This window comes from Sphingomonas radicis, assembly GCF_051400635.1.
Taxonomy (GTDB): Bacteria; Pseudomonadota; Alphaproteobacteria; order Sphingomonadales; family Sphingomonadaceae; genus Sphingomonas.
Genome location: NZ_JBLFFG010000001.1, coordinates 668440 through 681384 on the forward strand (window position 1 = coordinate 668440; position 12945 = coordinate 681384).

Annotated in this window: 14 protein-coding genes and 1 pseudogene; 4 read left to right on the plus strand and 11 right to left on the minus strand. The window is 66.8% G+C overall.

What is annotated here, in order from left to right:
• Positions 1 to 22 precede the first annotated feature (22 nt).
• Positions 23 to 1621 carry a lysine--tRNA ligase gene (locus ACMGDH_RS02995; RefSeq protein ID WP_436826432.1) on the plus strand — a complete coding sequence of 533 codons (1599 nt, stop codon included), beginning with the start codon at positions 23 to 25 and terminating at the stop codon, positions 1619 to 1621.
• Between the two features lie 4 nt (positions 1622 to 1625).
• Here ACMGDH_RS02995 and ACMGDH_RS03000 read toward each other — a convergent pair whose 3' ends face one another.
• On the minus strand, positions 1626 to 3101 hold the full coding sequence (locus tag ACMGDH_RS03000; protein WP_436826433.1) for a DUF389 domain-containing protein: 1476 nt from the start codon (positions 3099 to 3101) through the stop codon (positions 1626 to 1628).
• A gap of 66 nt (positions 3102 to 3167) precedes the next feature.
• Between ACMGDH_RS03000 and nhaA the strand changes: the two genes are divergently transcribed.
• Positions 3168 to 4403 (plus strand): Na+/H+ antiporter NhaA, encoded by a 1236-nt coding sequence (gene nhaA, locus ACMGDH_RS03005; RefSeq protein WP_436826434.1) that lies wholly within the window; start codon positions 3168 to 3170, stop codon positions 4401 to 4403.
• Here nhaA and ACMGDH_RS03010 read toward each other — a convergent pair.
• Positions 4385 to 5581, minus strand: a pseudogene (locus tag ACMGDH_RS03010) (MFS transporter); the annotation flags it as partial. The gene nhaA and the pseudogene ACMGDH_RS03010 sit on opposite strands and share 19 nt — an antisense overlap.
• Before the next feature lie 126 nt (positions 5582 to 5707).
• Between ACMGDH_RS03010 and ACMGDH_RS03015 the strand changes: the two are divergent.
• Positions 5708 to 6235: a hypothetical protein gene (locus ACMGDH_RS03015; protein WP_436826435.1), complete on the plus strand. Its 528-nt coding sequence runs from the start codon at positions 5708 to 5710 to the stop codon at positions 6233 to 6235.
• A gap of 39 nt (positions 6236 to 6274) precedes the next feature.
• Here the strand turns inward: ACMGDH_RS03015 and ACMGDH_RS03020 are convergent, their stop codons facing one another.
• From ACMGDH_RS03020 to ACMGDH_RS03060, 9 genes are all read right to left on the minus strand, one after another.
• The gene (locus ACMGDH_RS03020; RefSeq protein ID WP_436826436.1) at positions 6275 to 6517 is read right to left on the minus strand and encodes a hypothetical protein; all 243 of its coding nucleotides are present in this window, start codon (positions 6515 to 6517) and stop codon (positions 6275 to 6277) included.
• On the minus strand, positions 6514 to 7278 hold the full coding sequence (locus ACMGDH_RS03025) for a DUF899 domain-containing protein (protein WP_436826437.1): 765 nt from the start codon (positions 7276 to 7278) through the stop codon (positions 6514 to 6516). The genes ACMGDH_RS03020 and ACMGDH_RS03025 overlap by 4 nt, the downstream gene beginning before the upstream one ends.
• A 247-nt stretch (positions 7279 to 7525) precedes the next feature.
• Entirely contained in the window at positions 7526 to 7990 is a 465-nt protein-coding gene (locus ACMGDH_RS03030) for an SRPBCC family protein (protein ID WP_436826438.1), read from the minus strand.
• Positions 7987 to 8316 (minus strand): ArsR/SmtB family transcription factor, encoded by a 330-nt coding sequence (locus tag ACMGDH_RS03035; RefSeq protein ID WP_436826439.1) that lies wholly within the window; start codon positions 8314 to 8316, stop codon positions 7987 to 7989. The genes ACMGDH_RS03030 and ACMGDH_RS03035 overlap by 4 nt, the downstream gene beginning before the upstream one ends.
• 121 nt (positions 8317 to 8437) lie before the next feature.
• On the minus strand, positions 8438 to 9379 hold the full coding sequence (locus tag ACMGDH_RS03040; RefSeq protein ID WP_436826440.1) for an electron transfer flavoprotein subunit alpha/FixB family protein: 942 nt from the start codon (positions 9377 to 9379) through the stop codon (positions 8438 to 8440).
• A gap of 108 nt (positions 9380 to 9487) precedes the next feature.
• Positions 9488 to 10240 carry an electron transfer flavoprotein subunit beta/FixA family protein gene (locus tag ACMGDH_RS03045; protein ID WP_436826441.1) on the minus strand — a complete coding sequence of 251 codons (753 nt, stop codon included), beginning with the start codon at positions 10238 to 10240 and terminating at the stop codon, positions 9488 to 9490.
• A 59-nt stretch (positions 10241 to 10299) separates the two neighbouring features.
• Complete coding sequence (locus ACMGDH_RS03050) at positions 10300 to 10764, minus strand: GFA family protein (protein ID WP_436826442.1); 465 nt, start codon at positions 10762 to 10764, stop codon at positions 10300 to 10302.
• Positions 10761 to 11960 carry an ADP-forming succinate--CoA ligase subunit beta gene (gene sucC, locus ACMGDH_RS03055; RefSeq protein WP_436826443.1) on the minus strand — a complete coding sequence of 400 codons (1200 nt, stop codon included), beginning with the start codon at positions 11958 to 11960 and terminating at the stop codon, positions 10761 to 10763. Before sucC ends, ACMGDH_RS03050 begins: the two co-directional genes overlap by 4 nt.
• Positions 11961 to 12075: 115 nt before the next feature.
• The gene (locus ACMGDH_RS03060) at positions 12076 to 12384 is read right to left on the minus strand and encodes a hypothetical protein (RefSeq protein WP_436826444.1); all 309 of its coding nucleotides are present in this window, start codon (positions 12382 to 12384) and stop codon (positions 12076 to 12078) included.
• 119 nt (positions 12385 to 12503) lie between these two features.
• Here ACMGDH_RS03060 and msrB point away from each other — a divergent pair, with 119 nt between their 5' ends.
• The gene (gene msrB / locus ACMGDH_RS03065) at positions 12504 to 12938 is read left to right on the plus strand and encodes a peptide-methionine (R)-S-oxide reductase MsrB (protein WP_436826445.1); all 435 of its coding nucleotides are present in this window, start codon (positions 12504 to 12506) and stop codon (positions 12936 to 12938) included.
• Positions 12939 to 12945 lie beyond the last annotated feature (7 nt).

Below are 12945 nucleotides of genomic sequence, written 5' to 3' on the forward strand. Positions count from 1 at the left end.
TGTTCGCTACACGCGCCGCATCATGACCGACAAGCAAGCTATCCGCGCCGCCGCGCTCGAATCCAAGGCCTGGCCTTATGAAGAGGCGCGCAAGCTGCTGAAGCGCTATCCCAACGGCGCGCCGGAGAAGGGCTATGTGCTGTTCGAGACCGGATACGGCCCCTCGGGCCTGCCGCACATCGGCACGTTCCAGGAAGTACTGCGCACGACGATGGTGCGTCACGCCTTCGAGGCGATATCCGACATTCCGACGCGGCTGATCGCGTTCAGCGACGACATGGACGGGCTGCGGAAAGTGCCCGACAACGTGCCCAACAAGGAGCTGCTGACCGCGAACCTGGGCAAGCCGCTGACGCGCGTGCCCGATCCCTTCGGCTGCCACGAGAGCTTCGCGCATCACAATAATGCGCAGCTGCGCAGCTTCCTCGACCAGTTCGGCTTCGACTATGAGTTCGCCTCGTCGACCGAATATTATGCCAGCGGCCGTTTCGACGCGACGCTCAAGGCGGTGCTGCGCAACTATCAGGCGATCCTCGACATCATGCTGCCGACGCTGCGCGCCGAGCGGCAGGCGACCTATTCACCGGTGCTGCCGGTGAGCCCCAAGTCCGGCGTGGTGCTGCAGGTGCCGGTGGAAGTGCTCGATGCCGAGACCGGGATGATCGCTTTCGACGACGAGGGCGAGCGCATCGAGCAATCGATCTTCGGCGGCCGTGCGAAGCTGCAGTGGAAGGTCGACTGGGCGCTGCGCTGGGTGGCGCTGGGAGTCGATTACGAAATGGCGGGCAAGGACCTGATCGATTCGGTCACCCAGTCGAGCAAGATCGCGCGCGCGCTGGGGGGCAAGCCGCCCGAGGGCTTCAACTACGAGCTGTTCCTCGACGAGAATGGCGAGAAGATCTCCAAGTCGAAGGGCAACGGCCTCTCGATCGAGCAATGGCTGACCTATGGGCCGGACGAGAGCCTGGCCTTCTACCTCTATCGCGAACCCAAGCGCGCCAAGGCGCTCCACATGGGCGTGATCCCGCGCGCGGTGGACGAATATTGGCAGTTCCGCGGCAATTATCCCGCCCAGCCGATCGAGCAGAAGCTCGGCAACCCGGTGCACCACATCCACAACGGCGATGTGCCGGCAGAGACGCTGCCGGTGACTTTCGGGCTGCTGCTCAACCTCGTCGGGGTGATGGGGGGCGATGCGTCCAAGGAGCAGGTGTGGGGCTATCTCTCCAACTATGTCGCCGACGCCTCACCCGAAGCCTATCCCGCGCTGGACAAGCTGATCGGCTATGCGCTGGCCTATAACCGCGACTTCGTGGCGCCCACGCTCCAGCGTCGCGCGCCCGCGGGCGTGGAAGTGGCGGCGCTCGAGCGGCTCGACGCGGTGCTGGCGGGGATGCCTGCCGACGCTTCGGCCGAGGACATCCAGAACCATGTCTATGAGATCGGCAAGGCACAGTTTGGCGAGCTTGGCGGGTTCGATAACCTGCGCGACTGGTTCAAGGCGCTCTACGAGACGCTGCTCGGGTCCGAGCAGGGGCCGCGGATGGGAAGCTTCATCGCGCTCTACGGGATCGAGAACAGCCGCAAGCTGATCGCCGACGCGCTGGCGCGCGCCGCCTGAGCCCTCAGGGCGCGACTTCGGGCGCCCGCCATTCGAGCGCCACGGCTTCATCCGAACCGGGCACGTGCTCGGCGGCGATGCCGGCACGTTCGAGCAGCGCGACAACCTCGCCGGCGCGTGCGCCGGAAACTCCGAGCGGCAGGCCGAGGCGGCGCGCGCCCCAGATCGCGGTGTCGAGCGCGGCCTTGCCCGCGGCGTCGGGCCCTTCGTCTGCGAACGAGACCGGATCGAGCGTAGCTGCGGGCGGCGTGAGCTCGACGGTCCAGCCGGGCTCCGCGGCGGCGACGCGCTGCTCGAGCATGCGATAGGCCGAAAGCCGCGCGCCGGGGAGCGGCGTGGCGCGCGCGAGCACGCGCTTACGCTCGCGGTCGATCGTCACGGCGTCGATGCTCACCCCGGCGGCGAGCGCGAGCTGGTCCGCCGCATGGGTCGCCGCTCGCGCCGCGCTGGCGCGCGCCACGGTGGAGAGCTGCGCCGCTTCGGCCTGGGCGGCAGTGCCGACGCGATATTGCTCGAGCCGCACTTCGACGGGCCGGCCGAACAGGCGCGTCAACGTCTCGGTCGCGTCCTTCTCCGCGCCGGCGCGCAGCTCGGGCGTGAGCACCACCGCGCTCACCCGCACCGGCTCGCGCGCGAAATCCAGGTCCAGCTGGCTGAGCCGCGTGTCGCTGCCGAACTGCGCGGCGACGACCTCGCTCGCCTGGCGCGACGCGACGCTCTCCCACGCGATCTGGCGCAGCGCGATGCCGAGCGGCACGGCAAGTGCGAGGAAGACGGCCACGGCGAGCGCGGTCTGGAGCATCGTGTGCTGGGGCGAGAGATGCGTGCCGAAGCCGTAGAAGCGCGCGACCAGTGCGGCGGCGAGTGCGATCGTCATCAGGTTGGTGAAGAACAGCAGCAGCGATCCGCCGAACACCGTCCAGTTGGCGGTGGCGAGGCCGAAGCCGACCACCGCGAGCGGCGGCATCAGCGCCGTGGCGATCGCGACGCCGACGATCGTGCCTTCGCGCCCGCGCACCATCGCATAGGCGCCTGCGAGCGCGGAGAAGAGCGCTACGAGCAGGTCGAACAGGTTCGGCCGGGTGCGCGCCGCGATCTCGCTGGTGACGTTCTGGATCGGCGAGAAGAGCACGATCAGCGCGCAGAACAGCACGGCGATGCAGACGCCACCCGCTAACGCGATCGATGCGCGGCGGATCTCGGGCCAGTCGAAGGTGGCCAGGCCGAAACCCAAGCCGATGATAGGGCCCATCAGCGGCGAGATGAGCATCGCGCCGATCACCACCGCAGGCGAGGAGAGCAGCAGGCCCAGCACAGCGATCCCCGCCGACATCAGGATCATGAAGGCGTAGCGCCCGTCGAATCCGGCCTCGCCGCGCACCTTCTCGATGACGGCGACGTGATCGATCGAACCGGTCATCTGGCGCCGCCACCAGCGCCACGGCGTGCTGCGCAGGCTCAAAGTTGCACTCGTCTGCATCCCGCCCTCGTAAGGGCTTTGCCGGTCCCATTCCAGCCGATAGGAACAGACGAAAGGGGATCACCGATGACCAAGACGCTCGGCAAACGGGCCCGTTCGGCGCTTCGCGGCTTTCTCCACGACGAGGCGGCTGGCGGAATCATCCTGATCGCCGCGGCCGTTCTGGCGATGATCGCGGCGAACGTGCCCGGCCTCGCCGACGATTATCTGCATTTCCTGCACTTCCAGACCGGCCCGGTGATCAGCCCGAAATACGGGCCGATGACGGTGCATCTGTGGATCAACGACGCGGCGATGGCGCTGTTCTTCCTGCTCGTCGGGCTGGAGATCAAGCGCGAGTTCGTCGACGGGCGGCTGGCGAGCTGGGAGCGGCGGCGGCTGCCGGTGATCGCCGCGGCAGCCGGCATGCTGGTGCCCGCGCTGGTCTATCTGGGCTTCACCGCCGGCACGCCGAATCTGAGCGACGGCTGGGCGATCCCAGCCGCGACCGATATCGCCTTCGCGATCGGCGTGCTCGCGCTGCTCGGCAAGCGTGCGCCGACCTCGCTCAAGCTTTTCCTCACCACCGTGGCGATCGTCGACGACATGGGTGCGGTGGCGATCATCGCGGTTGCCTATACCGACAGCATCAACAGCCTTGCGCTGGGGCTGGCGGCGCTGGTGATGGCGGTGATGTACATACTCAACCGCAGCAAGGTGAGCCGGCTCTGGCCCTATCTGCTGCTGGCTGCACTGCTCTGGTACTTCGTCTTCCTTTCAGGCGTCCACGCGACGATCGCGGGGGTAGCCGCCGCGATGATGATCCCGCTCCGTCCCAGCCCGGGTGCGCCCGACCATGAAGATTCACCGCTCCACCGGCTGGAGCATGCGCTCCACCCCTGGTCCGCCTATCTGGTGGTGCCGCTGTTCGGCTTCGCGAACGCAGGCGTGTCGCTGGCCGGCATGTCGCCCGCGATCCTGCTGGCACCGCTTCCGCTGGCGATCATGCTCGGGCTGTTCCTGGGCAAGCAGATCGGCATCTTCGGCAGCATTTGGATCGCCGCCAAGACGCGCTTCGCCCATCCGCCCGGCCACGCCAGCTGGCCGCAAATCTATGGCGTGTCGCTGCTCGCGGGGATCGGGTTCACGATGAGCCTGTTCATCGGCGGGCTGGCGTTCCCCGGCAGGCCCGAGTTGGTGGACGAGGTCAAGATCGGCGTGCTCGCCGGCTCGATCCTCTCCGCACTGGCGGGATTCCTGGTGCTGCGGTTCGCACCTGGCTGGAAGGACGAGGCTCCGTCCGACGCGGACATGGAGCGCTGACGCCGGTCGAGCGTCACCGCCACCGCCCAGATCGCGAGACCGCCGAGCGCCAGCCCGGCGCCGACATAGCCCGTCGAGGTCCAGCCCCAGCCCGCAGCGATCGCCATCCCGCCGAGCCACGGCCCGAGCGCGTTGGCGGTGTTGAACGCCGAATGGTTGAGCGCGGCGGCGAGCGCCTGCGCCTCGCCCGCCACGTCCATCAGCCGAGTCTGGAGCACCGGGCCGAGCGCGCCGGTCAGGCCGATCGCGAACACGCTGAGACAGATCGACCAAAGGTTCGCCGCCGCGAGCGGATAGAGCGCCAGCGCCACCGCACTGCTCAGAAGCAGCACCGCCGCGGTGGGCATCAGCGCGCGATCGGCGAAGCGCGGTACCAGGAGGTTGCCCACCGTCATCCCGCCGCCGAACACCGCCAGCACCACGGGAATCATCGTGGCGGGCACGCGCGTCACTTCGAGCAGGGTGGAGGCGACATAGGTGTAGACGCAGAACAGCCCGCCGAAGCCGATCGCGCTGATCCCGAGCGTGAGCCAGACCTGGCCGTTGCCGAGCGCCGCCAGCTCGCGCAGCGGGCTGGCCCCGCGCGGCGCGGCATCGCGCGGCGCAAGCAGCACCACCAGCGCCACGGTGACCAGCGCGAGCACCGCCACGACGGCGAAGCCCCAGCGCCAGCCGACTGCCTGGCCGAGCCAATTGGCCATCGGCACACCTACGACGGTCGCGATGGTGAGGCCCAGCATCATCCGCCCGACCGCCTGGGACCGCTTGTTCGAAGGCACCAGCGACGCGGCGACCAGCGCGGCGATGCCGAAATAGGCGCCATGGGGCAGCCCGCTCAGGAATCGGAACACGAGCATCCAGCCATAGGTCGGCGCCAGCGCGCTCAGCACATGGAACAGCGCGAAGCTGGCCATCAACGCGATGAGCAGAGTGCGCCGCGCAAGCTTCGCTGCCGCCACCGCAAGCAGCGGCGCGCCGACCACCACGCCGAGCGCATAGGCGCTGATCACATGACCCGCGGCCGGCTCGTCGATGCCGAGACCGCGCGCCATGTCCGGCACGAGGCTCATCGTCGCGAATTCGGTGGTGCCGATCGCGAAGCCGCCCATCGCGAGCGCGAAATGGACGAGCGCAGGGTGGCGCGCGGGCGCGGAGACAGGCGTTGCCGGGGCGAGCATCGACGCCAGATGGCTATGCTGCACTGCAGCGTCAACCGGCCGAGGCTGCACATACGAATGCAGTGAATGCAATCGGTCCACAGCATCGACGCGGAGATGGTGGCGCATTAGAATGTAGCGATGCTGATGGCCGCTCTCCTCGCGCTCGCGGCGCCTGACGCCTGCCCCTCGGACTGGCGGTTCCTGTTTGCCAACGGGCCGCATGGCGAGGAGGTGGCGGGGGACCGGGCATCGCTGATCGCGGCGGTGCGGCGGGGCAGTCCGCTGCGCGTCGGCTGGGGAGAGGCCGCGGCCGACGGGAGCTGGTCGGTCGAGGAATTCTCCAACGTCGGCTTCACCAACATCATGGCCGGGCGCGACCTGGTGGTGCAGCTCGAGCCGGCGATGATCCAGAACGACTATCTGGACGCGAAGAAGGCCACGCTGCGCGCCCAGCCGCTCGAATGGCGCGCGATCATGTCGACCGACGGGCGCTTCGACGCGCAGATGACCGATCCCGCCACTGGAAAACTGTTTCGGACGCTGCGCCAGCGGACGCGCATCCACTGGTATGCCTTCGCGCCCGATCCGAAATGCGACACGCGGGAGACCGTCAACTCGGCGCCGCCCGGTCGGGCGAACGTCCTCGTCGAAAGCATCAAGCCCGACCCGTGAGAAGACGATCGGGGCCGTTGGTCGCTTAGGCAGCCGTGACTAGAGGCTACCCGCCGTCCGCCTCACCGGCTTTCCCTGCGCGGAGAAGCGCCGGATCCAGGGCCCCGCATGGAAGAGACTCATCAGCGCGTACATGGTGGCCATTCCCGTGAGCGGCGCTCCACCAGCGGCAGCGCAGAGCAGCTCTGCCGGCCCGCTGCCGTAAGTCACGCTGAACAAAGCCATCAGCGCGAAGCTCGGCGCGGCGGCGAAGGCCAGCCAGTCGGCGGCGGTGCGAGTCATTCCGGTGCGCCCGCTTCCGCCCGGAACGCCGCCTCGCCGGCGTCCGACACTTCGACCCATTTGGGATCGGGCGCCGCTTCCGCAGCATAATTATCGTGCCAGTTCCACCATTTATAGGGCACCGTCTGCGGATAGCCCGTAGGCGAATCCTCCCAGAGCTCCTGCCGGCCGAGCGCAGTGATATCGAGGTAGCTCCAGGTGCCGCCCATCGCCTCGTCACCGCGATTGTCGATGAAATAGGTGCGGAAGACCCGATCACCGTCGCGAATGAAGGCATTGGTGCCGTGCCACTCGTGCACGCCCAGATCGACGTCGAAGCCATCAGTGATCGTGTACCAGGGCATCGTCCAGCCCATCCGCGCCTTGAGACGGGCAATGTCAGCCTGGGGTGCGCGAGAGACGAAGGCGAGGCTGGTGTCGCGCGCGTTCAGATGCGCGACATGGGCGACCTGATCGGCCACCATCGAGCATCCGCGGCAAGCATGATCGGGCCAGCCGAACACACCGGGCTCGAAGAAGGCGCGGTAGACGATCAGCTGGCGCCGCCCTTCGAACAGATCGAGCAGGGTTGTCGGCCCCGCCGGTCCATCGAATCGATAGGCGTTGTCGACCTCCATCCACGGCATTCGCCGGCGCTCGGCGGCCAGTGCATCGCCGGCGCGGGTGTGGGCCTTCTCCTTGACGAGCAGCCGTTCGCGCGCTGCCGCCCACTCCTGGGGCGAGACGATCGGGGGATGGCTCTCCGGCAGTTCGGTTCGCATGATTCATGCTCCTGCGTTGCGGATTGGGTTTTCAATTCTCTCCAAATACAGGAGAGACAATCTGAAGCCGCACTGGCTTCGATCGGCCCTAATCCTCCCCGCCAGGGGGGGGTGGCGCCGAAGGCGTCGGAGGGGCGGATGCCAGAACGTGACTGGCGTGCTTCCTCCCCCTCCGTCATGCTTCGCATGACACCTCCCCCTTGCGGGGGAGGATCGTTGGTTCAGGCGCCGCGGCTCGATCCTGGCTCTAAGCCTCCCCGGTGACCTCGCCGATCCGCGGGACGACCTTGGTCCAGCCGCCGCTCATATTGCGGTACGCCGAATCGTTCGTCGGCAGCACGAAGCCCGAATGGACGAGGCGCAAGCGCGTGCCGCCTTCCACAGGCTCAAGCGTGAAGGTGACGATGGTGTCCAGCGGCGATCCATATTCCCGGTTGCCCGCGTGCCCGCCCTTCCATGAATAGGCGAAGCGCTTGTTCGGCACCGCTTCGAGGACTTGGCAGTGGATCGTGCCGTCCCATTCGCCGGCGGGCGTGGTCTGATAGGTGAAGCGGTTGCCCGCCACGGGCTCGAAATCGGTCGGGATCATCCCGAGCCAGCGGCCCATCAACGCGCCTGAGGTCAGCGTCCGCCAGATCGTTTCGGGCGCGTGGGGAAACAGCTCCTCGACCACGATCGCCTGGGTGCTGCTCTGCAATGCGACATCGTTCATGGATCGATCTCCTTGAGAAGGGTGCGCAGGTCGGCGAAGCGATCGCGCCAGAAATTGTCATAGTGCTTCAGCCAGTCGAACAGCGGTTCGAGGCCTTCGGGACGTGCCCGGTAGTAGACGTTCCGCCCCTGGGGCCGCTCGGAGACCAGTCCGGCGAGCTTGAGCGACTTGAGATGCTGCGAAACCGCGCCCTGGGTGACGCCGCTGGCGCGCGTCAGCTCGGCGACGTTGATTTCCTCCGAGCGCGCGATGCGCTCGAACACCGCCCGGCGGGTCGGGTCGGCGAGCGCGCGCATGACGGTATCGAGAGGTACAGCCTGGATCATGACTTTTTAATTAGTGCGTACTAATTAATTAGTCAATACTAATTTATCTATGCCTCGGCCGGAACCAAAAAGGGGCAGCCGTTGCCGGCCGCCCCCTTCGTCGTCTCGTGCTTAGGACCGTTCAGAGCTTCTCGGTGAGCTCCGGGACGATCTTGAACAGGTCGCCGACCAGGCCGATGTCCGCGACCTGGAAGATCGGGGCATCCTCGTCCTTGTTGATCGCGATGATCGTCTTCGAATCCTTCATGCCCGCCAGGTGCTGGATCGCGCCCGAGATGCCGATCGCGATATAGACTTCCGGAGCGACGATCTTGCCGGTCTGGCCAACCTGATAGTCGTTGGGGACATAGCCCGCGTCGACCGCGGCGCGCGATGCACCGACCGCGGCGCCGAGCTTGTCGGCGAGCGGCTCGATGATCGCGTGGAAGTTCTCGCCGTTCTGGAGCGCACGGCCGCCCGAGACGATCACCTTGGCGCTGGTGAGCTCGGGGCGAGTCGATTCGGCAATCTCGGCGCCCGCGAAGGTCGAGAGACCCCGATCTGCACTGGCATCGCCATCGCCGCTCACGGCCTCGACCGCGCCGCTGCCGCCGCTGGTCGCCGCCTTTTCGAACGCCGTGCCGCGCACGGTGATCACCAGCTTCTTGTCGCTGGTCTGGACGGTGGCAATCGCGTTGCCGGCGTAGATCGGCCGGGTGAAGGTGTCAGGCCCTTCCACCGAGAGAATGTCCGAGATCTGCATCACGTCGAGCAGCGCGGCGACGCGCGGCGCGACGTTCTTGCCCGTGGTGGTCGCCGGGAAGAGCACGGCGTCGTGGCTCTCCATCAGTTTGGCGATCAGCGGCGCGACATTCTCGGCGAGCGCGTGCTCGTACGCCGCATCGTCGGCGAGATGAACCTTGCCGACGCCGGCGATCTTGGCGGCTTCGTCGGCCACCGCCGCGCAGCCGGCGCCTGCGACGAGCAGATGGACTTCGCCGAGCTTCGACGCGGCGGTCACCGTGGCGAGCGTCGCGTCCTTGACGGCCTTGTTGTCGTGTTCGACCCAAACCAGAGTCTTCATATCAGTCTCCTCGGGGAGCATTCCCCGATCCGTTCGCCCTGAGCTTGTCGAAGGGCGGTGAGTCACAACGGGCTTCGACAGGCTCAGCCCGAACGGGAATGCATGCGCTTACTTGGCGATGCCCATGCCCTTGAGCTTCTCGACCAGCTCGTCGACCGAGCCCACCTTGATGCCGGCCTGGCGCTTGCCCGGCTCGATCACCTTGAGGGTCTTGAGGCGCGGCGCGACATCGACCCCGTAATCCGCGACGGTCTTCTTTGCGACGGGCTTGGACTTGGCCTTCATGATGTTGGGAAGCGTCGCATAGCGCGGCTCGTTGAGACGCAGATCGGTGGTGACGATCGCGGGAAGCTTGAGATCGACGGTTTCGAGCCCGCCGTCGACTTCGCGGGTGACCTTTACGCCCGCGCCGCCGAGCTCGACCTTCGAAGCGAAGGTGCCCTGCGGCCAGCCGAGCAGGGCGGCGAGCATCTGGCCGGTCTGGTTCGAATCGTCGTCGATCGCCTGCTTGCCCAGGATCACCAGGCCGGGCTGCTCTTCCTCAACGACCTTGGCGAGCAGCTTGGCGACGCCCAGCGGCTCGACCTCGTCGTCGGTCTGGATCAGGATCGCGCGGTCAGCGCCCATCGCTCGCGCGGTGAGCAGCACGTCGGTCTCCGCCTTTGCGACGCCGATCGTGACCACGACCACTTCGGTAGCGGCGCCCTTTTCCTTCAGGCGCACGGCTTCCTCGATCGCGATCTCGTCGAACGGGTTCATGCTCATCTTGACGTTCGCCAGATCGACGCCCGTGCCGTCCGCCTTCACGCGGGGCTTCACATTGAAGTCAAGCACGCGCTTGACCGGTACCAGGACCTTCATCGCATCCTTCCTCGATGACCCTCGAATTGGGTCGTAACTGGCTTACGTTTACGCGAACGTCAACCTGTAGCCGACACGCGCGCGGCGAACTCGGCCATCAATGGGCCGAACGACTCGGGTGGAGGGAAGTTCTCGAAACTGTGCGTCGCGCCGGTTTTCGCCCAGGGAAGCGCCTCGGCGGTGCACGTCTCGAGGAAGGGCGGATCGGCAGGCGGCACGTCCAGCAGCGTCGTCCGGACGTTGACGAAATCGTCGAAGCCTTCGGGCCGGGTGAACAGCCAGCTCATGCAATCCGGGCAGAAATAATGTCGAGTAGCGCCACGGAGGCCGCCGATCACTGGATCGCCCTCGGTCACTTCGAAGCAGTCGGCGGGCCAGCCGCCGCTCACCGAATAGGCGCTGGCGGTCATCCGCTGGCAGCCGCGGCAATGGCAGGCGCCCGTGAAAAGCGGCGCCCCGGAGACGCGGAAGCGGACCCGCCCGCAGCGGCATCCGCCTTCGCGCGCTTCCGGGGTGGCGGTCATGCCGCCTTCTGGACCTCGGCGACGATCTTCTTCGCCGCGTCGCCCAGGTCGTTCGCCGGAACGATGGCGAGACCGGAATTGGCGAGAATGTCCTTGCCCTGCTGCACGTTGGTGCCTTCGAGGCGGACGACCAGCGGAACCTGGAGGTTCACTTCCTTCGCCGCGGCGACGATACCCTCGGCGATGATGTCGCAGCGCATGATGCCGCCGAAGATGTTGACGAGGATGCCCTTCACGTTCGGGTCACCCAGGATGATCTTGAACGCCGCCGTCACCTTCTCCTTGTTGGCGCCACCGCCGACATCGAGGAAGTTGGCCGGGAACATGCCGTTCAGCTTGATGATGTCCATCGTGGCCATCGCCAGGCCGGCACCGTTGACCATGCAGCCGATGTCGCCATCGAGCTTGATGTAGGCGAGGTCGTACTTCGACGCCTCGAGCTCCATCGGATCCTCTTCGCTCTCGTCGCGGAGCTCCATCAGATCCTTGTGGCGGAACAGCGCGTTCGAATCGAATCCGACCTTGGCGTCGAGGACGAGGAGGTTGCCCTGCTCGGTCAGCGCGAGTGGATTGACTTCGATCTGCGCGGCGTCGGTGCCCAGGAATGCCGCATAGAGCGACGCGGCGACCTTGGCGGCCTGCTTGGCCTGATCGCCCTTGAGCCCGAGCGCATTGGCCACGGCGCGGCCGTGGTGCGGCATGAAGCCGGTCGCGGGATCGACGGCGAAGGTGTGGATCTTCTCAGGCGTCGAATGCGCGACTTCCTCGATGTCCATACCGCCTTCGGTCGAGACGACGAATGCCACGCGGCCGGTGACGCGATCGACCAGCAGCGCGAGGTAGAATTCCTTGGCGATGTCGGCGCCGTCGGTCACGTAGAGGCGGTTGACCTGCTTGCCGGCATCGCCGGTCTGGATCGTCACCAGCGTGTTGCCGAGCATGTCGGTGGCGTGCGCGCGAACTTCGTCGAGGTTGAACGCGAGACGGACACCGCCCTTGGCGTCGGGACCCAGTTCCTTGAACTTGCCCTTGCCGCGGCCGCCTGCATGGATCTGCGACTTCACGACATAGAGCGGCCCGGGCAGGCGCTTGGCGGCCTCGACCGCCTCCTCGACAGTGAAGGCGGCATGGCCAGCGGCGATCGGCGCACCGAACTTCGCGAGCAGTTCCTTGGCCTGATATTCATGGATGTTCATGGGAGAGGGCTCTCCAGTTTCGAAGGGCGGGAATGCGCGCCCGCCTTAAGCACAGCAGGCAAGAGGAATCCAACCTTTTCCGCTTTATTGCGACTGCGACACGATCGCAATAATGTCAGTCCGCGAGCCCGGTGGCGCAAAGCGCGGCGGAACTGGACGTGACGCCCAGAATCTCCGGATCGCCCAGCGCGCGGACGCTGTGCAGGAACCGGTCGAGCGATTCGGCGTGCTCCGCCTCGGGCAGGTCGGCGATCCGGCCGAGCTGGGCGAGCGAGAGCCGGTCGACCATCCGCTCGGCCATGCAGGCGGCGAGGGGCTTGGGAAGGCCGGCGCGGATCAGCCCCGAACGCAGCCGCGCCTCGGGAACCGCACAGCCGGCGACCAGCGAAACCGCCAGCGACGAAGCGACGACTCGGCGTATCATGGTGAAGGCGCTAGAACGCGGCTCGCGGCCGGGCAACCCGCAGATGGGAAGCGATTCCGCGACGAATGGCGGACAAGCCCGATTGACGCCCCGCGCGGGCACGCACAGATGCAGAGTCGATGGAGCATCTCAACCTTCCCGAGTCCGAATGGCGCAAGCGCCTGACGCCCGAGCAGTTCCATGTGCTGCGCGAGGCCGGAACCGAACGCGCCTTTTCGGGCCGCTACAACGACAACAAGGCCGACGGCATCTATCGCTGCGCAGGCTGCGGGCTGGAGCTGTTCGACAGCATCGACAAATATGATTCGGGATCGGGCTGGCCGAGCTTCACCCGGCCGATCGCGCCCGATCATGTGACCGAGCATGCCGATACCAGCCACGGGATGCGCCGGGTCGAAGCGCGCTGCGCACGCTGCGACGGGCATCTGGGCCACGTCTTCCCGGACGGCCCGCCGCCCACCGGCCTGCGCTACTGCATGAACTCGGTGAGCCTCGACTTTCGTTCACGTGGCGGAAACCCTGCGGGCGATAGTCTGGATGCCTCCGGCTCCTGATCCTTGT

Bases quoted from the DNA above. Each gene is read 5' to 3' on its own strand.
- ACMGDH_RS02995 (WP_436826432.1), top strand. From the start codon at position 23: ATGACCGACAAGCAAGCTATCCGCGCCGCCGCGCTCGAATCCAAGGCC.
- sucC (WP_436826443.1), bottom strand. From the start codon at position 11,960: ATGAACATCCATGAATATCAGGCCAAGGAACTGCTCGCGAAGTTCGGT.
- nhaA (WP_436826434.1), top strand. From the start codon at position 3,168: ATGACCAAGACGCTCGGCAAACGGGCCCGTTCGGCGCTTCGCGGCTTT.
- ACMGDH_RS03035 (WP_436826439.1), bottom strand. From the start codon at position 8,316: ATGATCCAGGCTGTACCTCTCGATACCGTCATGCGCGCGCTCGCCGAC.
- ACMGDH_RS03015 (WP_436826435.1), top strand. From the start codon at position 5,708: ATGGCCGCTCTCCTCGCGCTCGCGGCGCCTGACGCCTGCCCCTCGGAC.
- ACMGDH_RS03060 (WP_436826444.1), bottom strand. From the start codon at position 12,384: ATGATACGCCGAGTCGTCGCTTCGTCGCTGGCGGTTTCGCTGGTCGCC.
- ACMGDH_RS03040 (WP_436826440.1), bottom strand. From the start codon at position 9,379: ATGAAGACTCTGGTTTGGGTCGAACACGACAACAAGGCCGTCAAGGAC.
- ACMGDH_RS03000 (WP_436826433.1), bottom strand. From the start codon at position 3,101: ATGCAGACGAGTGCAACTTTGAGCCTGCGCAGCACGCCGTGGCGCTGG.
- ACMGDH_RS03030 (WP_436826438.1), bottom strand. From the start codon at position 7,990: ATGAACGATGTCGCATTGCAGAGCAGCACCCAGGCGATCGTGGTCGAG.
- ACMGDH_RS03045 (WP_436826441.1), bottom strand. From the start codon at position 10,240: ATGAAGGTCCTGGTACCGGTCAAGCGCGTGCTTGACTTCAATGTGAAG.
- ACMGDH_RS03050 (WP_436826442.1), bottom strand. From the start codon at position 10,764: ATGACCGCCACCCCGGAAGCGCGCGAAGGCGGATGCCGCTGCGGGCGG.
- ACMGDH_RS03020 (WP_436826436.1), bottom strand. From the start codon at position 6,517: ATGACTCGCACCGCCGCCGACTGGCTGGCCTTCGCCGCCGCGCCGAGC.
- ACMGDH_RS03025 (WP_436826437.1), bottom strand. From the start codon at position 7,278: ATGCGAACCGAACTGCCGGAGAGCCATCCCCCGATCGTCTCGCCCCAG.
- msrB (WP_436826445.1), top strand. From the start codon at position 12,504: ATGGAGCATCTCAACCTTCCCGAGTCCGAATGGCGCAAGCGCCTGACG.